The sequence below is a fragment of the Streptomyces sp. MAI_2237 genome (assembly GCF_054189285.1).
On the sequence record NZ_JAJPGQ010000003.1, the window covers coordinates 2,977,439 to 3,002,570 of the forward strand.

Genomic DNA, 25,132 nt, shown 5'->3' on the forward strand with positions numbered 1-25,132 from the left:
CGCCGCTCGACCCGCGGGGCTTTCACCCCTGGTGTCGGGCGTCGCTCGCCCGGCGAGGCTTTTCGCCTCCGGCGCCCGGCGCCGCTTGCTCCGGCGCTCCCGCCCCGGCGTCCGGCGCCTTCCGCGCCCCGCCTTGGCGGCGTCCCGCGCCGGCAGGCGTCCCGCGCCAGGAGGCGCCCCCGCCTAGGGCGCCCCCCGCATCCCCGCTCGGGCGAACTCCTCCATGCCCTCCGTGAAGGAGAGCTGGGGCTTCCAGCCCAGGTCTGTTCGGAGGCGGGTCGAGTCGGCTGTGATGTGGCGGACGTCGCCCAGGCGGTACTCGCCGGTGACGACCGGGTCGGGGCCGCCGTACGCGGAGGCCAGGGCCCGGGCCATCTCCCCGACCGTGTGCGGTTCGCCGCTGCCGGTGTTGTACGCGGTCAGCGTGCCGTCGGCCGAACCGGCCTCCAGCGCCGCCACGTTGGCCTCGGCCACGTCCCGCACGTGCACGAAGTCCCGCCGCTGGCGCCCGTCCTCGTACACGGTGGGCGCCTCGCCGCGGGCCAGCGCCGAGCGGAAGAAGGAGGCGACCCCGGCGTACGGGGTGTCGCGGGGCATGCCCGGACCGTAGACGTTGTGGTAGCGCAGCGCCACCGCCGTGCCGCCGGTGGCGCGGGCCCAGGCGGCCGCCAGGTGCTCCTGGGCCAGCTTGGTCGTCGCGTACACGTTGCGCGGATCGACCGGAGCGTCCTCGCCGACCAGCCCCGGCGTCAGCTCGGCGCCGCACACAGGGCACGGCGGCTCGAAGCGGCCCGCGTCGAGGTCGTCGACGGCACGCGGACCGGGCCGTACGACGCCGTGCCGCGCGCACTTGTACCGCCCCTCCCCGTACACCACCATCGAACCGGCCACCACCAGCCGCCGTACGCCCGCCTCGGCCATCGCGGTGAGCAGCACCGCCGTGCCGAGGTCGTTGCGGGAGACGTACTCCGCCGCGTCCGAGAAGCCGGTGCCGAGACCGACCATGGCCGCCTGGTGGCAGACCGCGTCCACGCCGGCGAGGGCGCGCTCCAGGGCGTAGGGATCCCGCACGTCGGACGGGGGCTCGGCACGGGTGTCGTAGACGACGGGCTCGTGCCCGTGGGCGTCCAGTGCCGTCACGACATGGGACCCGATGAACCCGGCACCGCCGGTGACCAGTACACGCATGCGTTCAACGTAGGGCGGCGAGCGGCCCCGGCGGACCGGGCGTGGCCGTCACGTCATCGCTCCGTAAGACCTTCCCCGTCCCGCGCGGGCAGCCGCACGGTGAACACCGTCGCCCCCGGCTCGCCGTCCAGCCCGATCGTGCCACCGTGGGCGCGGACCAGGGCGCTCGCGACCGACAGGCCCAGGCCGCTGCCGCCGCGGTCGCGGCTGCGGGCCTTGTCGACGCGGTAGAAGCGGTCGAAGACCCGCTCGCGGTCCTCGGGCGGAATGCCGGGGCCGGCGTCCTCCACCCGGACCACGGCCGTGTCCCCCTCCCGCGCCACCTCGACCGACACCGGCGTGCCGGGCGGGGTGTGCACGGCGGCGTTGGTCAGCAGGTTGTCCAGCACCTGCCGGACGCGGTGCGGGTCCAGACGCAGTTTCAGCGGGCCCGGGCCGGTCCGCACGGCCAGGGGGCGTTGCGGACGGCTCGCCCGGAACGCGGCGGCCGCCTCCTCCACCAGCGCCACCAGGTCCGTGTCCTGCGGCCGCAGTGGCGCGTCCACCTCCGCCGCGTCCAGCCGGGCGAGCAGCAGCAGGTCGTCCAGGAGGACGCCCATCCGGGCCGCCTCGGCGCGCAGCCGGGCCAGATGCCGCTCGCGTTCCTCGGGCGCGTTGGCGGCCGCGTACTGGAACAGGTCCGCGTAGCCCCGGACCGACATCAGGGGAGTGCGCAGCTCGTGCGAGGCGTCCGCGACGAACCGGCGCAGCCGCTGCTCGGCCTCCGCGCGCACCGCCAGCGAGTGGTCGATGTGCTCCAGCATGGTGTTGAAGGCCGTGCGCAGCTCCTCCACCTCCGGGCCGCCGCCCCGCTCGTCCGCGCGCAGCGGCAGCCGGGCCGCCGACTCGGTCAGGTCGTGCGAGGCGATGCCGTGCGCGGTGTGCGCCATGTCGCTCAGCGGGTTGAGCCCGCGGCGCAGCATCCGCCGGCCGAACACCACCAGCGCCGCCAGCGCCAGCCCGAACGCCACCACCTGGACGGTGATCAGCCGCCGTACCGTCGCGTCGATGTCGTCCATCGGCGCCCCGCTGACCAGCACCACCCCGGGCTCGACCTCGCAGGCCCGCAGCCGGTACTCGCCCTGGCCCGCGAGGTGCGCGGTGCGCAGGGTCTCCGTGTGCGAGGTGAGCTGCGCCGCGGCCAGGGACGTGAGGGGCGCGATGTCGGCGGGCAGGTCGCCGCTCTCCTCGGGCTTGCGCAGCACGGCCCGGCCGTCCGAGACGTCGTACACCGCGTAGTACCAGCGGTAGTACTTCTTGCCCGCCAGGGTGCCGTTCTCCGCGATGCTCTTGGACTGGGCGACCTGGGCGAGCCCCAGCTGGTCGTCGAGCTGGTTGGACAGGTAGTCCCGCATGTACGTCGTCAGGGCCGTGCCGACCACCGCGAACACCACCAGCGCCAGCGCCCCGAGCCCCAGTGCCAGCCGGGTGCCGAGCCGCAGCCGCCGGTACGACCGCAGGAGCCGGCCGATCACTCGGCGGCCCGCCGCACGACGTACCCGAAACCCCGGACCGTGTGGATCAGCGGCTCACCCGTGTCGTCCAGCTTGCGGCGCAGCCTGCTGACGACCAGCTCGACGACGTTCGAGCGGCCCCCGAAGCCGTACTCCCAGACGTGGTCGAGGATCTGCGCCTTCGTCATCACGGTCGGCGACTTGCGCATCAGGAAGCGCAGCACCTCGTACTCGGTGGGCGTCAGCGTCAGCAGCTTCCCGCCGCGGCGGACCTCGCGGGTGTCCTCGTCCATCGTCAGGTCCGCCACCCGCAGCACCGAGCGCTGGAAGCCGGGCCCGGTGCTGCGCCGCAGCACCGTCCGCAGCCGGGCCATCAACTCCTCCACGGCGAACGGCTTGACCAGGTAGTCGTCCCCGCCGCGGGTCAGCCCCGCCACCCGGTCGGCGACCCCGTCCCGCGCGGTCAGGAACACCACCGGCACCATCGTGCCCGACCGCCGCAGCCGGTCCAGGACGCCGAAGCCGTCCACGTCCGGCAGCATGAGGTCGAGCACCACGATGTCCGGGTGGAACGTGCCGGCCAGCCTCAGCGCCTCCTCGCCGGAGTTCGCGGTCACCGCGTCCCAGCCCTCGTAGCGGGCGACGGTCGCGACGAGATCGGCGATGGGCGGGTCGTCGTCGACGACGAGGAGGCGTACTTTTTCCACCCGCTCATACTGCGGCACACCACCGGCGCCGCCGTGTCCCGCGGCTCACGGCGGGCACATCGATAGGCAGTTGTCAGTTGTCCGACAGGTTTTCGACAGCTCCCGCCAGCGAAGCTCGGGGTGTCCGGATCACCGATCAAGGAGCTGCCGTCCCGTGACGACCGTCCAATCACCCCCTGCGCCCCCCACGGCGATACGCCCCAGGGTGGTGGCCCGCACAGGCCTGTACGCCGTGCTGGCCGCGAACGCGGCCGTGGTCGCCTACATCTTCGCCCAGGCGGGCTTCGCCTCCAACGCGCTCATCGTCATCGGCCGCCTCGCCGGCCTCTACGGCGCCCTGATCATGGCCTTCCAGCTGGTGCTGGTGGCCCGGCTGCCCTGGCTGGACCGCCGCATCGGCATGGACCGGCTGACCTCCTGGCACCGCTGGACCGGCTTCGCCCTGCTGTGGACGCTCCTCGCGCACGCCGTGTTCATCTCCTTCGGATACGCCGACGGGGCCGGCGTCGGCCCGGTCACCGAACTCGTCGACCTCGCCGAGACCACCGAGGGCGTGCTGCGCGCGGTCGTCGCCCTCGGCATCCTCCTCGCGGTCGGCGCGGTCTCCGCGCGCTACGCCCGCCGCCGACTCGCCTACGAGACCTGGCACTTCGTCCACCTGTACACGTACGTCGCCGTGGTCCTCGCCTTCACCCACCAGGTCGCGGTCGGTACGACCTTCACCGCGTCGTCCGCCGCCAAGGCGTACTGGTACGGCGTGTGGGCCGTGGCGCTGGGCGCGGTCGCCCTCGGCCGCCTGGTGCTGCCCCTGTGGCGCAACGCCCGCCACCAGTTCCGCGTCTCGGCGGTCGTCCCCGAGTCCGACACCGTCGTGTCGATCCACGTCACCGGCAAGGACCTCGACAAACTGCCCGCCCGGGCCGGTCAGTTCTTCCTGTGGCGCTTCCTGACCCGCGACCGATGGTGGCAGGCCAACCCCTTCTCCCTCTCCGCCGCCCCCGACGGCCGCACCCTGCGCCTGACCGCCAAGGCCGCCGGCGCGGGCAGCGCCGCCCTGCGCCACGTGAAGGTCGGCACCCGCGTCTTCGCCGAGGGCCCCTACGGCGCCTTCACCACCCTGCACCGCACCAGGACCGAGTCGCTGCTCATCGCGGGCGGCGTCGGCGTGACCCCCATCCGGGCCGTCCTGGAGGACATCGAGGGCCACGCGGTCGTCGTCTACCGCGTCGCCTCCGAACGCGACGCCGTCCTCTACGACGAGCTGCGCGACCTCGCGCTCGCCAAGGGCGCCGAACTGCACCTGGTCACCGGGCCGCCGGTCCCCGACAAGCTGGCGCCGAGCGAACTGGCCCGGCTGGTGCCGGACATCGCCGAGCGGGACGTCTTCCTGTGCGGACCCCCGCCGATGATGAACGCGGTGCTGCGCACCCTCGACGAGCTGGACGTCCCCAAGCGGCAGGTCCACTTCGAACGCTTCAGCCTGGCCGGATGAGGAAGAGGGGAAAGACATCGTGAAGCGAGCCGTACCTGTCGTCGTCCTCAGCATCGCGGGCCTGGTCCCGGTCTGGCGCTACGAACCGTCGGCCGGCGCCCCGGCCTCCACCGCCGCCCCGGCCACGGCACCGTCCGCGTCCGCCTCCTCGGGCACTTCCTCGGGCACCTCGCCGGGAACCGTCGTCAAGGGGACGACGATCCGGACGGACAAGGGTCCGGTACAGGTCGAGGTCACCTTCGACGGCGACCGCATCACCGCCGTGCGCATGCTCCAGCAGCCGAACCACCCGCAGACGACGGCCGCCGTGCCCAAGCTGGTCGCGGAGACGCTGAAGGCGCAGAGCGCCGACATCGACACGGTGTCCGGCGCGACGATCACCAGCGGCGCCTACAAGGAATCCCTGCAGGCCGCGATCGACGTGAGAGGCTGATCCGGTGCACCGGGTCGAACACGTCATGGGCTTCCCCGTCTCGCTGCGGGTGGACGACGAGGACGTGCCCGAGCAGGCCGCGGACGCCGTCTTCGCGTGGCTGCGCGAGGTCGACGCCCGGTTCAGCCCCTACCGGCCCGACAGCGAGGTGTGCCGCTACGACCGCGGCGAGCTGGAGCGGCACGAGCTCAGCGACGATCTCGTGGAGGTCCTCGACCTGTGCGAGCACTACCGCCGGGCGACCGGCGGTGCGTTCGACGCACGGCTGCCGGGGCGGGGACTCGACCCCAACGCGGTGGTCAAGGGCTGGTCCGTGCAGCGGGCCGCCGACCTGCTGCGAGCGGCCGGCGCACGGCGGTTCGTGCTGAACGCCGGCGGTGACGTGGTCGCCGCCGGCGGGCCCTGGCGGGTGGGTGTACGGCACCCCGAACACGCCGACAAGCTGTGCACGGTACTGGAGTTGACCGACGGCGCCGTCGCCACCTCCGCCCGCTACGAGCGCGGCGACCACATCGTCGACGGCCGGACCGGACGCCCGGCGACCGGACTGCTGAGCCTCACGGTCGTCGCCTCCTCCCTCACCGAGGCGGACTCGGTGGCCACGGCCGCCTTCGCGATGGGCGCCGAGGGCATCGGCTGGGCCGCGTCGCTGCCGGGGTGCGAGGTGTTCGCCGTCGACGCCGGGGGACAGGTGCTGCGCACGGAGGGCTTCCCGGTCGCGCGGGACGACCCGGCACCCGGATGAACCCGTGGGAGTCGCAGAACGCACAGGTCGGCCACGGCGAACCGGCCATGATCCCGCAGAAGTGGCGCAACAGAGGGGGTCTAGACTCGGCTTCCAACGGTCCAGACCCGAAGGGTATTCGGCGTTTTGATACGAATAGATTCAGTCACCAAGCGCTACCCGGACGGCACGGTGGCGGTCGACAACCTGTCGCTGGACATACCCGATCGTGCGATCACGGTGTTCGTCGGACCCTCGGGCTGCGGCAAGACGACGACCCTGCGGATGATCAACCGGATGATCGAGCCGAGCTCCGGCACGATCACCATCGACGGCAAGGACATCACCAAGCAGCCCGTCGACACGCTGCGCCGGTCCATGGGGTACGTCATCCAGAACGCCGGTCTCTTCCAACACCGCACGATCGTCGACAACATCGCGACCGTGCCCCGGCTGCTCGGCTGGGACAAGGCCAGGGCACGGGCCCGGGCGCGGGAGCTGATGGAGCGGGTCGGGCTCGACGGCTCCCTCGCCAAGCGCTACCCCTACCAGCTCTCCGGCGGCCAGCAGCAGCGCGTCGGCGTCGCGCGGGCACTCGCCGCGGACCCGCCGGTCCTGCTGATGGACGAGCCGTTCTCCGCCGTCGACCCGGTGGTGCGCAAGGGCCTGCAGGACGAACTGCTGCGCCTGCAGGACGAGTTGGGCAAGACCATCGTCTTCGTCACGCACGACATCGACGAGGCCGTCAAGATCGGCACCATGGTCGCCGTGATGCGCACCGGCGGCCACCTCGCCCAATTCGCCCCGCCCGCCGAGCTGTTGTCCGACCCCGCCGACGGCTTCGTCGAGGACTTCCTCGGCGCCGACCGCGGCATCCGGCGGCTCTCCTTCTTCTCCTCCGCCGGCCTCGACCTGCTGACCACCCCGGTCGTCGCGGTCGACGCCACCGCCGAGCAGATCGCCGCCCGCGCCTCGAAGGACGTGCCCTACCTCCTCGTCACCGACGTGGCCGGCCTGCCCCTCGGCTGGGCCGAGCCGGACCGGCTGACCGCGGGCGCCGTGGACACCTCCCGGCTCCTGCCGTACGGGCGGCCCTTCGTGCACGGCGAGGAGTCCCTGCGCGCCGCCCTCGACGGCGCCGTCCTGTCGCCGACCGGCTGGGCGGTCGCGGTGGACGCCGACGGCAGGGTCACCGGCGTGGTCTCCCAGCAGGCCATCGGCGAGGCCATCCGCACCGCGCACGCCGAGGGCCGCAGCGACGAGAAGGTCGCCGGATGAGCGGCGGGCTGTTCGACATCCCGAGCGACCTGCAGAACTCCTACTGGGGTCTGGTCGGACTGCATCTGCGCGAGGCGCTGATCCCGGTCGCCGTCGGACTGGTGGTGGCGCTGCCCATCGCCCAACTCTGCGTGCGGCTGCGCTGGTTGTACCCGCCGGTGCTGTGGGTGACGACGGTCCTCTACGCCATCCCCTCACTCGCCTTCTTCGTCGTGCTGATCGACTACACCGGGCAGACCGAGACGACCGTGATGATCCCGCTCGGCGTCTACAGCCTGGTGGTGTTCGTCCCCGCGATCGTCGACGGGGTGCGGTCGGTGCCGCAGGAGACGCTCGACGCCGCCACCGCGATGGGTCTCGGGCCCGTACGCCGTTATTTCCAGGTCCAGTTGCCCATCGCCGCGCCCGCGATCATCGCGGGCCTGCGGATCGCCACGGTCTCCAGCATCTCCCTGGTCTCCGTCGGCATGCTGATCGGCAACCAGGGCGCGCTGGGCAACCTGCTCCACGACGGCCAGATCTACAACCAGCCCCGGCTGATCTGGCTGTCCGTCATCGGTACGGCCGTCCTCGCCGTCGTCGCCGACGCGCTGCTGGTCCTCGTCCGCATCCTGGTGACGCCGTGGATGCCGCGCGGCGGCCGGGCACCCCGTCCCGTGGACGAGCCCGAACCCCTCACGGCCGCCCTGGAGGACGCCGCCCGATGAACGTCCTGCACCTCGTCAACGCCTTCTTCAGCGACGGCGCCCACTGGCACGGCTACGACGGCATCCCCACCCGGCTGCGCGAGCACATCGAGTACACGCTGATCGCGCTGGCCGTCGCCGCCGCCATCGGGTTGCCGATCGGCCTGCTCACCGGCCACACCGGACGCGGCGGCAACGCCCTCGCGCTGGTCGCCACCGCGGGGCGCGCGCTGCCCAGCTTCGGCCTGCTGGTGCTGATGTTCACGCTGCTGGGACTCGGCCTGACCCCGGTGATGATCCCGCTGGTCGTCCTCGCCGTCCCGCCGATCCTGGTCACCACCTACGAGGCGATGCGCTCCGTGGACCCCTCTCCGGTGGACGCGGCCCGGGGGATGGGCATGTCCGAGTCACGCGTCCTGTTCCAGGTCGAACTCCCGGTCGCGCTCCCGCTGATCCTCAGCGGCCTGCGCTCGGCGGCCATCCAGATCGTCTCCACGGCGACGATCGCCGCGTACGTGTCGCTCGGCGGCCTCGGCCGGTACATCGTGGACGGCCTCTACCAGCTCAACTACGAGAAGGTGGTGGGCGGCGCGACCCTGGTGGCCGTATTGGCGCTGCTGACACTGGGGTTCTTCGGCCTGGTGGCGCGGCTGACCGTGTCACCGGGCGTACGGCGCGGCAACTGACCCCGAGGGCCCGGGAGCCGGTGTTCCCGGGCCCGTCCGTCAGCCCCCCGTCCGCTCCAGCGCCAGCTCCAGGACGACCAGCAGGGCGTCGCGCACCGAGCCGCGCTCGCGGGCGTCGAACACGATGAGCGGGACGCGTTCGGCGACGTCGAGCGCCCAGCGCACCTCCTCCAGGGTGTGCTCGACCTTGCCGTCGAAGGCGTTCACGGCGACCGCGAACGGGATCTGCCGGTGCTCGAAGTAGTCGACGGCGGCGTAGCAGTCGTCGAGGCGGCGGGTGTCGACGATGACAAGGCCGCCGACGGCGCCCTCGACGATGTCGTCCCACATGAAGCCGAACCGCTCCTGGCCGGGGGTGCCGAACAGGTACAGCTTCAGGGTCGGGTCGATGGTGATGCAGCCGAAGTCCATCGCCACGGTGGTGGTGGTCTTGCCCGGGGTGTGGCTGAGGTCGTCCACGCCCGCCGCGACCTCCGTGATGGCGGCCTCGGTGGTCAGCGGCTCGATCTCGGAGATCGAGCCCACGGCGGTGGTCTTGCCCACGCCGAAGCCGCCCGCGATCACCATCTTGACCGGCAGCGGCGGTCGTACGGCGGCCACCGGAGCGGTCGCGACAGGGGCGGCCGGTTCAGTCGGAGTCACGGAGTACCCCTCGGGAGTCGGGGATGGCACGCAGGGCGTCGATGACCCTGCGCAGGACGGTGGCGTCGTGGATGATGCCGGTGTCGGGGACGTGCACCACCAGGAGACCGGCGGCGCGCAGGTCCTCGGCGAGCACCCGTACGACGTTGAGGTGCAGCCTGAGCCGGGCCGCGAGTTCCGCGACGGACTGCGGCTGCCGGCAGGCGGCGACGATGTCGTGCTGCTCGAAGGTCAGGTCGTCGAGTTCGGCGAGACCCTCGGCGGTGGCCACCACCTGGGTCTCCACCGGTACCGGCCGGCCGGACGCGGTGGGCGCGACCCGGCCGGCGGTGACCAGGAACGGCCGTACGGCGGGGGCGGGACCGACCGGTTCCGGGCCGTCCGGCGGCGGGGAGCCGTCCGGCATGGGGTGTCTTCTTCCTCCTCGACCGTGCCCTCGGCCGAGGGCTTCGCGACGGCGACCGGTCAGCGCGCGGACGCGGCGCCGACGCTGTTCTTGAGCTGGAGCACGAGCTGGGGGCTGAGCGCGCTGCCGGCACGGTTGGCGAACAGCGTCATCTCGTAGGCGATGTTGCCGAGTTTGGCCTCCTTGTCGGTGACGACGCCGAGGACGGCGCCGCTGCCGATCGCGGAGACCAGGACATGGCCGCCCTCCAGGTCGATGATGACCTTGTTGAGGCCGCCCAGGCCGTAGTTGCCGGAGGCGCCGGCGGCCAGGGACGTGATGCCGGAGACGATCGCGGCCAGCCGCTCGGAGTCGGCGTGCTCGCGCAGTTCGGACACGGCGATGAGCAGTCCGTCGGACGACACCGCGATGGCGTCGACGACGCCGGCGGTCTCCGTCGCGAAACGGTTGAGCAGCCAGGTGAAGTCGGCTGCGGCGGCCTGCAGTTCGGCCGGCGTGGTGGCTCCCGCGGGAGGAGTGTCACCTGTCGACGTACTCACTGCTCGGCTCCTTCCGGGAGGTGGTTCTGGTGGTGCGGGTCGGTGGTCGGACGCGGGGCGGGTCCGCCGGGGCGGTCGCCGTCGTCCGGGGCGAGACTGTCGCGGTTGGCGCGTTCCACGGCCGCCTCGAACTCGTCGAGAGCGTCGCGGACGGCTGCCGCGTCGGCGGGGCGGGCGGGTTGCCGGGCCGCGTACTGGGCGGCGGCGTCGACGGTCGTGCGCAGGGTGGCGCCGCGGACGCGGCGGCGCAGAGGCCGGGGGCCGTCGCCGGCCGACCGGTCGGACAGCGCTGTCTCGTCCGGCCCGACCTCGACAGACGATACCGTCCGCGCGGCCTCGCCCGAGCGGGCGGGGGCGGCGTCCTCGGGACGGGTGTGGACCACGCCGGCCTCCGCCTCCCCACGGACCCGCGGCACGAACGGCCTTTCGCCGGAGCCCGGTGAGCCTGTGCCCCGGGCCAGGGGACCCGGCGCGGGGGCCTGGTCGACACCGGGCCCGGTCTCGGACGCCGCGTCCACCGTCCGGCTCCGCACGGTGTCGGCGGATGCCGCGTGAGCGGCCGGGGCCGCGGCGGGCAGGGGTGCGGAGGCCGGGTCCGCGGTGGCGTTCTGCCCGGTGGTCTCGGCGGGCGCCTGGTCCGCGGGGTCCGGGTCCCGGCGGGGGACCCGGCGCGGCAGCGGGCCGGGGTGGCCGTCGCGTGTGGTGTTGTCCCGGGTGACGGCCGCCCGGCGCGGGCCGACGGCGGTGCCGGCAGGCGACGGCTCGGCGAACCCCCGCGAGGCGTCCGGGGCTTCGGCGACCGCCGTGCGGCCGGCGGCCGGCTCGGGCGCCGGCAGGGAACTCGCGGCCCTGTCGACGGCTGCCGGTGTCCTCGCCGTACCCGCGGTCGCGGCGGTCACCGGGCTCATCGCCAGCAGCAGCGAGGGCGGCACCGACACCTCCGCCGTCACACCGCCGCCCGGCGTCCGGGACAGGGCGACACCGATGCCCCAGCGGCGGGCCAGCGTGCCGACCACGAACAGGCCGAGCACCTTCGTCGGCACCACGTCCAGCCGCTCGCGGCGGATGAGACGGGCGTTCTCCTCGGCGAGCCGCTCGGCGCCCATGCCCAGGCCGTGGTCGGCGACCACGATCGTCGCGCCGCCCGCGGCCTCCGCGGCGGAGGTGTCACGGACGTACACCTCGACCGGGCTGCCGGCGGGCGAGAACGACACCGCGTTCTCCAGGAGTTCGGCCACCATCAGGGTGAGGTCGCCGATGATGTCCGGCTCCACCATGACCTCGGTGCGCGCGTGCAGCTGCACCCGCTGGAAGCCCTCGATCTGGCCGAGCGCCGCGCGCACGACGTTCGTCAGCGCCGTCGGCCCGGAGTCGAGGACGGTCTCGCGGATGCCGGCCAGCAGCATCAGGCTGTCCGCGTTGCGCCGCAGACGTACCGCGATGTGGTCGATGGAGTAGAGGCGTTCGAGCAGCGCCGGGTCGGTCTCGCCGCGCTCCACCGCGTCGATCAACGACAGCTGACGTGCCGTCAGGTTGCTGACGCGGCGGCCGACGTTGCCGAACATCTCGGCCACGTTGCGCCTGCTGAGCACCTGCCGTTCGAGGAGCGCGATCGCGGTGGTCTGCACCCGGTTGAAGACCTCGGCCAGCTCACCGATCTCGTCGTCCGCGGTGGCCGGCATCTCCCGCAGCTTCGGCGGGCTGTCGTCCTCGTCGTCGTCGGCGACGCGGGCCAGTTCGCGGCCGGCCACCTCGGCGACCTCCTGCGCGGCACCGGTGAGGGCCAGCACGGGCCGCACCACCGAGCGGCGCACGACGATGGAGAAGGCGATCCACAGGGCGAAGCCGAGCAGACCGATGGTCAGCAGCAGGCCGGCGCGCCAGGCGGCGTCGCTGCGGGCGGCGTCGGCGCGATCGGCGATCTGGCCGATCAGCGACGAGGTGATCCTCAGCCGGGCCTCCGCCTGCCGCGGATAGGCGGGGTAGTCACCCAGGGCGTCCCGGAACGCCGTCCTGATCTCGGCCGGGGAACCGGCCTGCAACGTGCTGGGGGCGACCTGGAGTTCGGCGTACGCCTCGGCGATGTCCCGCTGGGCTTCGGTGTGCTCGATGCCCGCCAGCTCGTCGGCCTGCTCCGCGGTGGCGAACCGCGAGAAGCGCTCGACCTGGTTGTTGTAGAGCTCGTAGGCGCCGACGGCGGTCGTGAACTCGATCTGGGCGTTGGTGTCACCGGTCGTCGCGGAGAACACGCCGGTCTCGAAGGAGCCGTGCGCGGCGTCGGCCCGCAGCAGGGAGTCGAGCAGGTTGCCGGTGAAGGTGACCGCGAGCTCGGAGTTGCGGTCCAGGCCGAGTCCGCCGATCACGGTCCTGGCGGCGTTGTTGTAGGCGGGGTCGATGTTGCTGGCGGGCAGGTAGCTCTGTTCGACCGTCCCGCGCAGGCTGGTGAGGCCCTCGACCTCCTTCAGCGCCTGTGCCTCGCCGTCCGGCAGCCCGTCCCCGAAGGCCTCGCGCACCTTCGCGATCTGTGCGTCGACCTTGTCCTGCGCCTTGCGGTAACCGGCGAGCGTGGACTCCACGCCCATGCCGCCGGCCTCGTAGCGCACGGACAGCAGGATGGCCAGCTGGTGCTCGCTCTCCAGGTCGTTGACCAGCCCGGCCACCTGCTCGCTGTTGCGCACGAGGTCGGCCGCGGACGCCGCGTCCCTCGCCTGGCCCACCTGGTCGGCGATGAGGTAGGAGAGCAGGACGGCCACGACGGCCAGCGGGATGCCGACGAGCAGATTGAGCTTCTGCCGGAACGGCCACCGGTCGGCGAAGTGCCGGAGACGACCGCGCCTGAGCTGCGGCGGAGCCGACCGGGGCGGCGCGTCCACCTCGTTCGTGGACACCGAGCCTCCTTACACGGGAATCCTCGGTCACGCGAGACGCGCCTGACCGATTCCGATCGATGCTGGATCGTGAAGATGGTGCGGATGACACCGCAGCGGCCCCCGTGAACCGCTGTGACCGACGCCAACTTCGGTGAGACTACCGTCTCTTCGAATGATCAAGCGCGTCGCCCAACGTCAAGAATCCGTTACAACGCGCCTCCGATTCCGCTTGCATCCGTTCACTCGGCCTTCACAACCGATCACCCATTGAGGCCAATTGGTGACCAGGCCGCTCTTGACTGAGGGAGAACAGGCTGGATTGGATCAGTTGCAGCGCTTGCTCCTCATCAATCCCCCGAGTCCGGAACGGGAATCGTGACTTCCAACGCCCCACGCAGCAGGTCCATCAAGAGCTACCCCGCGGCGGCCGTCGCGCTCGCCGCGACCACGGCCCTGCTGGCGGGATGTGGCTCCTCCGACGGCAACTCCAACCCCCTCGACGGGGGCAAGTCCGACGGCAAGACGGTCGTCGTCGGCTCCAACAACTTCGCCGAGAGCATCCTGATCGCCGACATCTACGGCGAGGCCCTCAAGGCCAAGGGGGTCAAGGTCACGTACAAGCCGAACATCGGCAGCCGCGAGACCACCTACGGCCTGCTGAAGAACGGCTCCATCACCGTGCTGCCGGAGTACAACGGCGCACTGCTGGCCTACCTCGACCCGAAGGCGACGCCGAAGACGGTTCAGGCCACCACGGCGGCCATCGAGGCCAAGCTGGACTCGAAGCTCACGCTCCTCGACCCGTCCTCCGCGCAGGACAAGGACTCGGTGACGGTCAACAAGGCCACCGCCGACAAGTACAAGCTGACCTCCGAGTCCTCCATCGCGGACCTCAAGAACATCGCGAAGGACCTCACCATCGGCGCCTCGCCGGAGTTCCAGACCCGCCAGCAGGGCCTGGTGGGCCTGAAGTCCGTGTACGGCGTGGAGTTCAAGACCTTCAAGGCGCTGGACGCGGGTGGCCCGCTGACCCTGGCGGCGCTGAAGAAGAACACCGTGCAGGCCGCGGACATCTTCACCACGGACGCGCACATCACCAAGGAGAAGTTCGTGGTCCTGCAGGACCCGAAGAACCTCTTCGGGTTCGAGAACGTGCAGCCGCTCGTATACAAGAGCGGTCTGTCCTCGGCCGGTGTCTCGGCCCTGAACGCGGTCTCGGCCAAGCTCGACACCAAGACCCTGCAGGACCTGGACACCCAGGTCCAGGTCGACAACAAGGACCCGCTGGACGTCGCCAAGGCGTGGCTGAAGTCGGCGGGCCTGGCCTCCTGACCCGTGCGACAGGGGGTGCCCTCCTCGGCGGAGGGCACCCCCTGTCGTCTCAGTACCCGACGCGGAAGGTCGCGTCCTGCTGGTCCGCGCTGCCGGAGATCGGGTCGATGCGCAGGACGAAGTCGGCGTGCCGGAGGTAGCGGGTCGGGTAGTTGTACGACCGGAACGACGACCAGGACGAGTCGGCGAGGCCCGCCGTCCGGTAGAATGTGGCGTCCCCCGCGAACGTCGACGTGCCGTCGTTGACGTCCAGCCGCATCTGGTAGTCGTAGTGCCGCAGATAGCGCGTGGGGTAGTTGACGGACTGGAACGACACCCCGGAGGAGTCGGCGAGGCCCGGCACCAGCTTCCACATCGAGTCGGTGTAGGGGTCGAAGGCGTAGGCGTCGATCCGCCCGACGTAGTCCGCGTGGCGGACGTAACGGGCCGGGTAGTTGTAGGACTTGAGCCGGTTCCAGGCGGGGGTGCCCCACTTGGCGACGAGGTTGGCGTACTCGGTCGCGGTGATCGGCTGGATGCCGCAGTGCTTGGAGTTGAGCGGCTGGGTGTACACCCTCTGGTCCAGGGCGGTCCAGGTGCCGGCGGCCAGGCTGCCGGTCTGCCAGGCGTAGAACACGCCGTTCGGCGACCAGGTGTCGCCCCACAGGTACCAGGTCGAACCGGACGTCAGTGACTTGACGAGGGTCGGCGCCTCGGTGCCGCCGTGCGAGACGGCGGTGCTGAACTCGGTGAAGCTGCCCGGGTCCAGCGAGGTGGACCTCGCGCCGACCAGCGTCGAGTTCTTCTTGAAGTACAGGTAGTTGACGCCGTTCACGCCGACGGCCAGATCGCCGTCGATGACGTCGTAGCCGGGGTCGAAGAAGACCTGGGGGCTGCCTGCGGTCACGAAGTCACTCGTGTAGTTGATCATGATGACGTTGTGGCCGCTGGAGTTCACGGCCGAGTAGATCACGCCGTACTGGCCCCGCCCCGCGTCCCAGAATGCCTCGGGCGCCCAGCTGTGGGTGTTCATGTCGTGCAGCTTCATCCGCCGGTAGCCGGTGAAGGTGCGAAGGTCGGTGGAGTCCCAGACGTGGATGTACTGGCTGACGTAGGTCCAGTCGGTGCCCTTGAGGTCGGTGGCGAGCACCACGAACGTGCCGTCCTGCTTGCGCAGGACGAAGGGGTCGCGCAGACCGGTGGAGCCCGCGGTCGGGGTGGCGACCGGGGCGTTCTGGTTCAGCGGGGTCCACTCCAGGCCGTCGGTGCTGACGGCCAGGTGCAGGCCGTAGTCGGCGGCCAGCATGTCCGGCGACTCGGTGAAGTAGCACATGACGTACGCCGAGTCGGTGGCCGCCCGGGCGGTGCCGGCGCCGAGCGCCAGAGCGCCGGTCGCCGCCAGCGGCACGGTCGCGGCCATGCCGAGGAAGTGGCGCCGGGAGGGGTGGGGGAGGGGGTGCGGCGGTCTGGCGTCCATGTGCGCTCCAGTGCTCCAAGTGACGGTATTTCGAACGAGGTTCGGTAAACCGATCAGAAGGTAGGGATGTGACGCGGGTGCGTCAATCACACGGTCGCGCTTGGCCGGTTCTCGTCGGTCCGGACCTCCCGGACCGGACCCGACGAGTGAACGACGGCTGAGTACAGGTCAGTTGACGGCCGAGGCGATCAACTGGTCCAGCAGGGCGATCAGTACGTCCCGGCACGAGCCGCGCTCCCGGGCGTCGCACAGCAGGACCTGGACGTGCTCCGGCAGGGCCAGGGCGTCGCGGATCTCCTCGGGCGGATAGGGGTGTTCGCCGTAGAAGCCGTTGACGCCCACCACGAAGGGGATGCCCCGGCGTTCGAAGAAGTCGATCGCGGCGAAGCTGCTCTCCGGGCGGCGGACGTCGATCAGGACGACCGCGCCCAGCGCGCCCAGCGCGAGGTCGTTCCACATGAACCAGAACCGCTGCTGGCCCGGTGTGCCGAACAGATACAGCACCAGGTCGTCGCCGATGGTGATGCGCCCGAAGTCCAGGGCCACCGTCGTGGCCTTCTTCTCCTCGATGCCCTCAAGGTCGTCGACGCCCAGACCGGCCTCGGTCAGCGGTTCCTCGGTGCGCAGCGGAGCGATCTCGCTGACCGAGCCGACCATGGTGGTCTTGCCGACGCCGAAGCCGCCGGCGATCAGGATCTTCACCGTGTCGGGCGCGGCCCGGGTGACGGTGTCAGAGTCGGCCAAGGCCGTCCCTCACTTTCTGCAACAGGTCCAGATCCGGGTTCTGGGACACCGGGCGCGGCGGACGGAGCGTGATCCGGCCCGCCTCCAGCAGATCGCACAGCATGATCACGATCACGCTCACCGGCAGGTCGAGCAGGGCGGCGAGTTCGGCGACGGCGATCGGCCGGGCGCAGTGGCGCAGGATGCGCTGCTGCTCCGGCTGCGGTCGGGTGGCCCAGGTCGGCGGCGGGTCCACCGCGGTCACCGTCGTGATGAGCGTGAAGTCGGCACGGCTCGGCCGAGTGCGTCCGCCGGTCAGCGCGAACGGTCGTACGAGACGGCCTGCCGTGTCGCCTCCGGCCACCTCACGCGCCGGAGTCGACGGAGGGGCCGATACCGGCCCGCGGCGCCGCGCTGAGGTGCTCGCCGATCTTCTTGACCAACATGTTCATCTGGTACGCCACCACGCCGACGTCGGCGCCCGCGCTGGTCAGCACGACCAGATGGGCGCCGGGACCGGCCGAGGTCAGGATCAGGAAGCTGTTGGCCATCTCGATCAGCGCCTGGCGCACCGGACCGCCGCGGAAGTCCATGCTGACGCCCTTACTGAGGCTCATCAGCCCGGAGGCGGTGGCGGCGAGCCGCTCGGCGTCGTCACGCAGGAACCCCGTGGACTTGCTGACGACGAGGCCGTCCTCGGAGAGCACCACGGCGTGGTTCACCTCGGCGACCCGCTCCACCAGGCCGGTGAGCAACTGGTCGAGCTGGGTGTGGGTGGCGGGGATGGGGCGTGTCATGACGTGTCCTTCGTCAGCGGTCGGCGGGCGGGGGCGTATGAGTGCCGGCGCCGGTGTCGGCGGCCCCGGCGTCCGGTTCTGCCTGGTCCTGCGGTACGGGGTTCTCCTCCCGGTCGTCGTGGGCCCCGGCGTCGTCGTCGCGTGCCCGGAGCGTGCCGCGCTGGAAGCCGCCCAGCGAGGACGCGGCCCGTTCCGCGGTGAACTCAGCGGCCGACCCCTCGTCCTCGCCCGGCAGGTCCTCACGCAACTCGGCGGCCAGACTGGACTGCGGGACACGACGGGGCAAGGGGGCGAGCCCCGGACGCCGTCCCGAACCCCGCGGCCATCCGGGGCGCGGGCCGCCGTCGGCCTCGCCGCCCCGCCCGGCCGCGCCCGGGACACCGTCCGCGCGCCCCGCGTCGGAGGTGCGCCAGGACCCGGTGCCGTCGGCTCCGCCCGTGCGGTGAGTGCCCGCTCCGAGCTCCCGGTCCTCCGCCTCGGACCGTCCGGCGCCCGACGCCGCCCGGCCGTCCACGGCCCGGGCCTCCTTCGCCCATACGGCTTCCTCGATCCGTCTGGTCCTCGCCAGCCGGTTGCTGTACGCCGAGAGCCGGTCCAGCCGCCCGCGGTCGAACTCCGCCGCGTCTGGGGCCACGTGCCCGGGGCCGGTGTCCGCCCCGGGCGCGTCCGGCGGGTTCCGGTCCGTGCGCCCCGGGTGGTCGTCGACCGCGTCGAGTCCGCCGAGTTCGTCGACTCCATCGAGGTGTCCGCGCCCGGCGTCCGCCGTCCGTCCGTCCTTGCCGGCGTGCTCGGTGCCTCCGGCGAGCCAGGTGCCCTCGGTGTACACGGTGCCGTCGGCGGGCCGGACGTCCGCGTCGGCCGTCCCGTCCGGGCGGGCGGCGGCCGCGGCCCGCGGTGCCGTGTGGTCCGGCTCGGCCGACGGACCGGTCTCGGCCGCTCGGGTGTGCTCCCCGTCGGCGAGGCCGGCCGCGTCGTACGCCGCGGCGGTCCCGGCGCTCCCGTGCTGTGCGCGGCCGTGGGCCGCGTCCGGGGCGCCGGGCTCCGGCGCCTCCCGTACGACGACGTCGTGCGGGATCAGGACGATCGCCGTCGTGCCGCCGTACGGCGACGGGCGCAGCGTGACGGCGATGCCGTGGCGGGTGGCGAGACGGGCGATGACGAACATGCCCAGCCGCAGGTCGTCCGCGAGCGCGACGACGTCGAACTGGGGCTCCACCGCGAGCTGTTCGTTGAAGGAGGCGTAGTCCTCCTCGGACATGCCGAGCCCGCGGTCCTCGATCTCCACGGCGAGCCCCTTGGCGACCAGCGCCGCCCGCACCGACACCGGCGCCGGTGCGGGGGAGTACGCGGTCGCGTTGTCGATCAGCTCGGCCAGCAGATGGATCACGTCGGCCACGGCGGGCGGCGCCAGGTACACGTCCTCGTCGGTGTGCACCTCCACGCGCGCGTACTCGGCGACCTCGCCGACCGCGCTGCGCATGATGTCGATCAGCGCCACCGGCTCCCGCCAGCTGCGCCGGGGCTGCTCACCGCTGATGATGACGAGGTTCTCCTCGTACCGCCGCAACTGGCTCGCCGTGGAGTCCAGTTCGTACAGGCCCTTGAGGACGTCGGGGTCGGTGTGCTCCCGCTCCAGCGTGTCCAGCTTGGTGAGCTGCAGGTTGACCAGGTTCTGCGACTGGCGGGCGATGCCGAGGATGACCTTCTGGAAACCGCGCCGGGTGTCGGCGAGTTCGACGGCGGTGTGCACCGCGGTCCGCTGCGCCTTGTTGAACGCCCGGGCCACCTGGCCGAGTTCGTCCCGGCCGTAGTCCAGCGGCGGTGCCGCCTCGTCCGCGTCGACCTTCTCGCCCCGGTCCAGCCGCGCCACCACCTCCGGAAGTCGTTCCTCGGCCAGGCTCAACGTGGCCTCCCGCAGACCGCGCAGCCGCCGGGACAGCGAGCGGGTGATCCGCCAGGACATGCCGACGCACAGCAGCAGGGCGATCAGGCCGCCCGCGCTCAGCGAAGCGGCGGTCAGCAGCAGGTTGTGCGCCTTGTCGGCACTGCGGTCGAGCAGCACCGACGTCTGCGACCGGATCATCCGCCCGTACTCGTCGCCGACCGTCGCGAAGGCGCCCGCCCACTTGTCCCGCGCGTCGGGCAGCGCGGCCCTGCCGTCGGCGCCGGGCCGGGCGGCGAGCACCTGGTCCTCGATATCCTCGACGGCCCGCCACTCGGGGCTCTGCAGGATCCGCTCGGTCTCGGCCTTCGCACCGCCCTGCAGCGAGGGCACGATCTGGTCCTGCACCAGCCACCGCCGGGTGGCGACCAGTTGGGAGAACGCCGACCACTGCCGCTCCGTCAGCTTCCCCGTCGGCCAGGCCAGGGTGAGCTGCGCGTCCTCCTGCGCGACCAGTTCGGCCGCGTGCTCCAGCGCGACCAGCGGGCCGGGCCTGCGAGGTCAGGTCGCCGTCGTCGACCTGGGAGAGCTCCTGGAAGGCGTGGATCTGGTCGTCGATGATCGAGTCGTACTGGCCGAGCGCCTGCGCGGCGGTGATGTCGGCCGGGTCGTCCACCTGCCCCCGGTAGTACTCGAGGCTGCCGACCGAACCGAGCACCGAGTACAGCCGGTCCGAGATGCGCGCCGGCGCCTTGTTGATCGCGTCGGACTGGCCGACCAGCTTGGCGACCGCCCTGTCGGTGATCCGGCGCTGCGCCTCCAGTGCGGACCGCGAGCCGCGCGGGTCGCCGGCCAGCCAGGCGGCCGACAGGCTGCGCTCCCGCTGCAGGGCGAGCGTCGCCTCGGTGCCCATCGCGCCGGTGGACCGGCTGAGCTGGGTCTGTCCGCGCAGCCGCAGGCCCTCGGTGAACATCTGCGTCGTCGTCACGCCCCACATGGCGGCGAGCGTGACGGTGGGCACCAGGGCCAGCAGGATCAGGGAGAGACGTATGGAGCCGAGACGGCGGGGCCGGGCACCTGTCCGTGGAGACATCGTCGTCCTAGGCGATCAGCGGAAGCGGAGAGGGGAGCGGGCAACGGGGGTGACCGTGAGCGGGGGAGAGAAGGGGTGCACAGGATGCTATCCGTACAAGTGACCGCATGAGCCACGGGCCCGAAGAATCTTTCGAGACATCCGGCCGTGAAATGTCGGGCGGCGGCCGCTCAGCGCGTGCCGCCCGCCGCGAACTTCGCGACCGAGGCCACGTTCGCCTTCGTCACGAACGCCGGTCCGGTCAGGACGGGGGAGACCCCGCCGCCGCTGATGTTGCCGTTGGTCCGGTACAGCCACAGCCCGTCCACGGCGAGGTAGCCCTGGAGATACGGCTGCTGGTCCACGGCGAACTGGACACTGCCGTTCTGGACGGCCTTGACGAGGTTGTCGTTCAGGTCGAAGGTGGCGACCTTCGCGCGGCTCCCCGACCCGTGCACCGACTTGACGGCGAGCAGCGCGAACTGCGCGCCCATGGTGACCACTTCGTCGATCGACGGGTCCTGCCGCAGCCGGGCCGTGAGCACGGCGCTGGTCGCGGTGGCGTCGGTGCCCTCCACGTAGAGGTTCTCGGTCCGGCCGCCGAAGGTCTTCTTCACACCGGCGCAGCGGGCCTCCAGGGCGACGTTGCCGCGCTCGTGGATGACGCACAGGGCGTGCTTGGCCCTCAGGTCGTCCAGCTTGTTGCCGACGGCCTGGCCCGCCACGCTCTCGTCCTGGCCGAAGTACTCCAGCAGACCCTCGGACCGCCAGGAGTCGATACCGGAGTTGATGCCGACCACGGGGATGTCCGCCGCCCGGGCTGCGGCGATCGGCGCCTTCATCGCCTGCGGCTTGGCGAGGGTCACGGCGATACCGTCCGCCTTGTTGCGGACGGCGTCGCGCACCAGTTCCGCCTGGCCGGCCGTGTCGGAGTCGCTGGCGTAGGTCAGCGTCACGCCGTCCTTGGCCGCGGCCGCCTCGGCGCCCTTGCGCACCAGGTCCCAGAAGGCGTCGCCCTTCGCGCCGTGCGTGACCATGGTGATCTTCAGACGAGCGCTGCCGCCCGCCTTGCCGACGGAGTCCGCGGTGGACTGCGAACGGTCGCCGGAGGCTGAACAGCCCGCCACGAGCAGCCCGGCGACCACGGCCAGGGCCGCGAGACGAACCGGTCTGTGGGAGGCAGACGGTGGGGGAGGAGTCTTCATCGAAGTGCGGCACCTCGCTGTGCGGCCGAGCTGGAGGAACAGCGCGAGCACGGCTCCGGACGACGTCCGACGGGTGGTACGCCGTCCAGGCGACTCTCGCTGGCCGGAGCCAATCGCGTGTGACCGCCGGTAGTCAAGTGAGCAGCCACTTTCAGTAAGTTACTGCTGCCGCTTCGTGATGTTTGCGGACCCCGATCGACCGTTTGCACCTCGAACGCCCCCCGTCCCGAGCGGTTCCGGGCCGGCTCCGCGGGCCGGTGCGCCGGGGCCCCGGCGCCTAGACTGGTGCGGTTCGTACGACAGGACCCGGACAGGAGAGCGACGACGTGGCGGCAGCCGGCAGTGGCTTCGAGGACCCCTCCGCCGACGTGCTCGACCGCGCGGCCGCGGCCTTCGGGCTGCTCGCCTCGCCCGCCCGGCTGCACATCGTGTGGGCGCTCGCACAGGGCGAGAGCGACGTGACCGGACTCGCTGAGCGCGTCGGCGGCGCACTGCCCGCCGTCAGCCAGCACCTGACCAAGCTCAAGCTGGCCGGTCTGGTGCGCGCCCGCCGCGAGGGCCGGCGCCAGGTGTACCTGGTCGACGACCAGGACGTCGTGGACGTCGTACGGCTCATGGTGGACCGGCTCTCCGACCGGGCGGGCGACGTCCCGGCGCCCCGCCTCCGTGGCCTCTGAGCCCGCCGCCGGCACCCGGCTGCAGGTGCTGCGGCACCTGGAGACCGGCCCGCGCGGGCTCACCGACGCCGAGGCCGCCGCCCGGCTGGCGGAGGCCGGCGAGAACACGCTGCCCGAACTGCGGACACCGTCCTGGACGCGCCGCTGCATACGCGGCCTGCGGGACCCCTTCACCGCCGTGCTGCTCGTCCTCGGCCTGGTGTCCGCCGCCGTCGCCTCCTGGGGCACCGCCGCCGTCATCCTCGCCCTGGTCGCCGTCAGCTGTGTGCTGCGGGCGAGCGGCGAGCACCGGGCCGACCGGTCGATGGCCGCGCTGCGCGGCCTGGTCGCCGGCACCGCCACCGTGCTGCGGCGCGGCGAGGGCGGACGGGCGGCCCGCGAGATACCCGTCGCCGAACTGGTCCCGGGCGATGTGATCCGGCTCGGCCCCGGCGACCTCGTCCCCGCCGACGTACGGCTGCTGCGCTCCCGCGGTCTCACCGTGCACCAGGCCGCGCTCACCGGCGAGAGCACGCCGGTCCCCAAGTCCGCCGGCGAGACGTCCGCACCGGCCGACGGCCCGTTCGGCGAGCCCCACCTGTGCTACCAGGGCAGCGGTGTCGCGACGGGCAGCGCCACCGCCGTCGTCCTCGAGACCGGCCCGCGCACGCGACTGGGCGCCGCCCACGACAGCGGACCGCGGGCGGCGCGGCGAAGGCGCGCCGGGCGCTCCGCCGGGACGGCGCCGCCGGAGATCAGTTCCTTCGACCGTTCCGTGCACGGCATCTCCTGGGTGCTGATCCGGTTCATGCTGCTGACACCGCCGCTGGTGCTCATGGCGGGCGCCGCCCTGCGCGGGCGGGGACTGGAGACGCTGCCGTTCGCCGTCGCGGTGGCCGTCGGGCTGACGCCCGAGATGCTGCCGGTGATCGTCACCACCTGTCTGGCCCGCGGCGCCACGCTGCTCGCCCGCCGCCACGACGTGATCGTCAAACGGCTGCCCGCCCTGCACGACCTGGGCGCCGTCGACGTGGTGTGCGTCGACAAGACCGGCACGCTCACCCGGGACCGGCCGGTCGTCGTGCGTTCCCTCGACGCGGCCGGCGACGACGACCCCGACGTCCTGCGCTGGGCCGCCGTCGGCGCCTGGTGGAGCCTGCAGCTCGCCGAACTCCCCACCCCGGACGCCCTCGACGAGGCGCTGTTCGAGGCGGCGGGTGCGGCGGGCGAGGAGTACGACGGGGTGGGCGCCGTCCCCTTCGATCCGGTACGGCGACTGGCCACCGCCGTCGTCAGGGGCCCCGGACCCGGCACGCGCACCGTCGTCGTCAAGGGCGCCGTGGAGGCCGTACTCGACCGGTGCGCCACGACACCGCGGGAGCGGGACCGGCTGCTCGCCCTCGCCGCGCGCGAGGCCGACTCGGGGCTGCGGCTGCTCGCCGTCGCCACCGGGCGGCGCCCCGCCCGCCCCCGCGACCACACGCCCGCCGACGAACACGGCCTGGACTTCCGCGGCTTCGTGACCTTCCGCGACGCCCTCGCACCGGGCGCGGCCGAGGCGGTGCGCGCTCTGACCGCGCGCGGCGTCGCCGTGCACATCCTCACCGGCGACCACCCCGCGACGGCGGCCCGCGTCTGCCGGGACCTGGGCCTGCGACCGAGCCGGGTCCAGGTGGCGGCGGACGTCCTGGGACCGTCGCCCTCCCATGCGACCGTGCCGGAGTTCGCCGGCACGGCCCCTGGGGACGCCGCGGCGGCGGGGGAAGGCTCGGGAGCGACTGCCGGGGGCGTCGGCGCGGCCGCGGACCTCGCGGGACGGCCCACCGTGAACGCCTCCGTGGCCGGGGACGTCCTCGGCGCGGCCGGCGAGGGCGCCGCCCACGGGGCCCGGGAATCCCTCCGGGCCGGAGAGCCCGCCTCGGGCGCGGCGCGCGCGCCGGTGGTCGCCGGAGCGAAGGCCCCGGAGTGCCCAACGGTCGTGATCGCCCGCTGCACCCCGGACGACAAGGCCCGTCTCGTCGCCGGGCTGCGGGCCGCCGGGCACACCGTGGGGTTCCTCGGGGACGGCGTCAACGACGTGCCCGCGCTGCGGGCGGCCGACGTCGGGATCACGCCGCGGGACGCGGTGGCCGTGGCCCGGGAGAGCGCCGACGTCGTGCTCGCGGCCAAGGACCTCACGGCCATCGGGCACGCCGTCACCATGGGCCGCTACAGCAGCGGCAACATCGCCTCGTACCTGCGCGTGACGCTCTCCTCCAACCTCGGCAACGTCCTGGCGATGCTCGCCGCCGGCCTGCTGCTGCCGTTCCTGCCGATGCTGCCGGCCCAGGTGCTGGTGCAGAACCTCTGCTTCGACGCCGCCCAGCTCGCCTTCGCCCACGACCGCCCCGGCGCCGCCGCCCTGCGTCGTCCGGCCGGCCTGCGGCCCCGGGCGTTCCTGCGGTTCATCACCGGCTTCGGCGTCCTCAACGCCGTCGCCGACCTCGCCACCTTCGCCGTCCTCGCGCTCGCCCTGCCCGGTTCCGAGGCGCTGGACGACGCCCCCGTCTTCCACTCCGCCTGGTTCACCGAGAACCTGCTCACCCAGGCCCTGGTGATGCTCCTGCTGCGCACCGGCCGGCGGCTCGCCGAGGGCCGCGCGCCCGGCCCCCTCGGCTGGTCCGCCACCGGCCTCGCGGCCGTCGGCCTCCTGCTGCCGCTCAGCCCGCTCGGCGCGGCCCTCGGGCTGACGGCCCTGCCCGCCGCGTACCACCTCCTGCTCACCGCCGTGCTCGCCCTGTACGCGCTGGCCCTGCTCGCGGCGAGGGCCTGGTACGAGCGACGGCACGGATGACCGGGAGGCTCTCCGCACGCCCGCCCATGGGT

General features: G+C 72.6%; 21 protein-coding genes and 1 pseudogene. 9 read left to right on the forward strand and 13 right to left on the reverse strand.

Annotation, left to right across the window (positions count from 1 at the left end; all coding sequences use genetic code 11):
- Positions 1-183: 183 nt before the first annotated feature.
- Genes LN251_RS24080 through LN251_RS24090 form a run of 3 tightly spaced genes read right to left on the reverse strand, consistent with a single transcriptional unit; the run spans position 184 to position 3,388 of the window.
- Positions 184-1,188: an NAD-dependent epimerase/dehydratase family protein gene (locus tag LN251_RS24080; RefSeq protein WP_458246194.1), complete on the reverse strand. Its 1,005-nt coding sequence runs from the start codon at positions 1,186-1,188 to the stop codon at positions 184-186.
- Positions 1,189-1,241: 53 nt separating this feature from the next.
- Entirely contained in the window at positions 1,242-2,702 is a 1,461-nt protein-coding gene (locus LN251_RS24085) for a sensor histidine kinase (RefSeq protein WP_458246195.1), read from the reverse strand.
- Positions 2,699-3,388 (reverse strand): response regulator transcription factor, encoded by a 690-nt coding sequence (locus LN251_RS24090; protein WP_458246196.1) that lies wholly within the window; start codon positions 3,386-3,388, stop codon positions 2,699-2,701. The genes LN251_RS24085 and LN251_RS24090 overlap by 4 nt, the downstream gene beginning before the upstream one ends.
- Before the next feature lie 154 nt (positions 3,389-3,542).
- Here LN251_RS24090 and LN251_RS24095 point away from each other — a divergent pair, with 154 nt between their 5' ends.
- From LN251_RS24095 to LN251_RS24120, 6 genes are all read left to right on the forward strand, one after another.
- Positions 3,543-4,880 (forward strand): ferredoxin reductase family protein, encoded by a 1,338-nt coding sequence (locus LN251_RS24095; protein WP_458246197.1) that lies wholly within the window; start codon positions 3,543-3,545, stop codon positions 4,878-4,880.
- Positions 4,881-4,899: 19 nt separating this feature from the next.
- A complete protein-coding gene (locus tag LN251_RS24100) occupies positions 4,900-5,313 on the forward strand; it encodes an FMN-binding protein (protein ID WP_458246198.1) in 414 nt (137 codons plus the stop codon).
- Between the two features lie 25 nt (positions 5,314-5,338).
- Positions 5,339-6,058: an FAD:protein FMN transferase gene (locus LN251_RS24105; protein WP_458246786.1), complete on the forward strand. Its 720-nt coding sequence runs from the start codon at positions 5,339-5,341 to the stop codon at positions 6,056-6,058.
- Positions 6,059-6,184: 126 nt separating this feature from the next.
- The gene (locus LN251_RS24110) at positions 6,185-7,315 is read left to right on the forward strand and encodes an ABC transporter ATP-binding protein (protein WP_458246199.1); all 1,131 of its coding nucleotides are present in this window, start codon (positions 6,185-6,187) and stop codon (positions 7,313-7,315) included.
- Entirely contained in the window at positions 7,312-8,022 is a 711-nt protein-coding gene (locus LN251_RS24115; RefSeq protein ID WP_458246200.1) for an ABC transporter permease, read from the forward strand. Before LN251_RS24110 ends, LN251_RS24115 begins: the two co-directional genes overlap by 4 nt.
- Entirely contained in the window at positions 8,019-8,687 is a 669-nt protein-coding gene (locus LN251_RS24120; RefSeq protein ID WP_458246201.1) for an ABC transporter permease, read from the forward strand. Before LN251_RS24115 ends, LN251_RS24120 begins: the two co-directional genes overlap by 4 nt.
- A 39-nt stretch (positions 8,688-8,726) precedes the next feature.
- On the opposite strand, the gene LN251_RS24125 is transcribed toward LN251_RS24120, so the two are convergent.
- Genes LN251_RS24125 through LN251_RS24140 form a run of 4 tightly spaced genes read right to left on the reverse strand, consistent with a single transcriptional unit; the run spans position 8,727 to position 13,162 of the window.
- Entirely contained in the window at positions 8,727-9,329 is a 603-nt protein-coding gene (locus tag LN251_RS24125) for a GTP-binding protein (protein WP_458246202.1), read from the reverse strand.
- Complete coding sequence (locus LN251_RS24130; RefSeq protein ID WP_058922385.1) at positions 9,316-9,735, reverse strand: DUF742 domain-containing protein; 420 nt, start codon at positions 9,733-9,735, stop codon at positions 9,316-9,318. The genes LN251_RS24125 and LN251_RS24130 overlap by 14 nt, the downstream gene beginning before the upstream one ends.
- Before the next feature lie 59 nt (positions 9,736-9,794).
- Positions 9,795-10,274 (reverse strand): roadblock/LC7 domain-containing protein, encoded by a 480-nt coding sequence (locus tag LN251_RS24135; RefSeq protein WP_058922384.1) that lies wholly within the window; start codon positions 10,272-10,274, stop codon positions 9,795-9,797.
- A complete protein-coding gene (locus LN251_RS24140) occupies positions 10,271-13,162 on the reverse strand; it encodes an ATP-binding protein (protein WP_458246203.1) in 2,892 nt (963 codons plus the stop codon). Before LN251_RS24140 ends, LN251_RS24135 begins: the two co-directional genes overlap by 4 nt.
- A gap of 357 nt (positions 13,163-13,519) precedes the next feature.
- Here LN251_RS24140 and LN251_RS24145 point away from each other — a divergent pair, with 357 nt between their 5' ends.
- Complete coding sequence (locus LN251_RS24145) at positions 13,520-14,476, forward strand: ABC transporter substrate-binding protein (RefSeq protein ID WP_458246204.1); 957 nt, start codon at positions 13,520-13,522, stop codon at positions 14,474-14,476.
- Positions 14,477-14,525: 49 nt separating this feature from the next.
- Here LN251_RS24145 and LN251_RS24150 read toward each other — a convergent pair whose 3' ends face one another.
- The 6 genes and pseudogenes from LN251_RS24150 to LN251_RS24175 form a co-directional block, all read right to left on the reverse strand.
- On the reverse strand, positions 14,526-15,932 hold the full coding sequence (locus LN251_RS24150) for a glycoside hydrolase family 43 protein (RefSeq protein ID WP_458246205.1): 1,407 nt from the start codon (positions 15,930-15,932) through the stop codon (positions 14,526-14,528).
- A gap of 168 nt (positions 15,933-16,100) precedes the next feature.
- Positions 16,101-16,676 (reverse strand): GTP-binding protein, encoded by a 576-nt coding sequence (locus LN251_RS24155; RefSeq protein WP_458246206.1) that lies wholly within the window; start codon positions 16,674-16,676, stop codon positions 16,101-16,103.
- A complete protein-coding gene (locus tag LN251_RS24160) occupies positions 16,663-17,019 on the reverse strand; it encodes a DUF742 domain-containing protein (protein WP_058922379.1) in 357 nt (118 codons plus the stop codon). Before LN251_RS24160 ends, LN251_RS24155 begins: the two co-directional genes overlap by 14 nt.
- Position 17,020: 1 nt before the next feature.
- Complete coding sequence (locus LN251_RS24165) at positions 17,021-17,452, reverse strand: roadblock/LC7 domain-containing protein (protein WP_058922378.1); 432 nt, start codon at positions 17,450-17,452, stop codon at positions 17,021-17,023.
- Positions 17,453-18,290: 838 nt separating this feature from the next.
- Positions 18,291-20,427: pseudogene (locus tag LN251_RS24170) on the reverse strand (nitrate- and nitrite sensing domain-containing protein); the annotation flags it as partial.
- A gap of 170 nt (positions 20,428-20,597) precedes the next feature.
- Complete coding sequence (locus LN251_RS24175; protein ID WP_458246207.1) at positions 20,598-21,611, reverse strand: substrate-binding domain-containing protein; 1,014 nt, start codon at positions 21,609-21,611, stop codon at positions 20,598-20,600.
- A 326-nt stretch (positions 21,612-21,937) separates the two neighbouring features.
- On the opposite strand from LN251_RS24175, the gene LN251_RS24180 reads away from it, so the two are divergent.
- A complete protein-coding gene (locus LN251_RS24180; RefSeq protein WP_058922376.1) occupies positions 21,938-22,288 on the forward strand; it encodes an ArsR/SmtB family transcription factor in 351 nt (116 codons plus the stop codon).
- Complete coding sequence (locus LN251_RS24185; RefSeq protein ID WP_458246208.1) at positions 22,278-25,100, forward strand: HAD-IC family P-type ATPase; 2,823 nt, start codon at positions 22,278-22,280, stop codon at positions 25,098-25,100. The genes LN251_RS24180 and LN251_RS24185 overlap by 11 nt, the downstream gene beginning before the upstream one ends.
- The last annotated feature ends 32 nt before the right edge of the window (positions 25,101-25,132 follow it).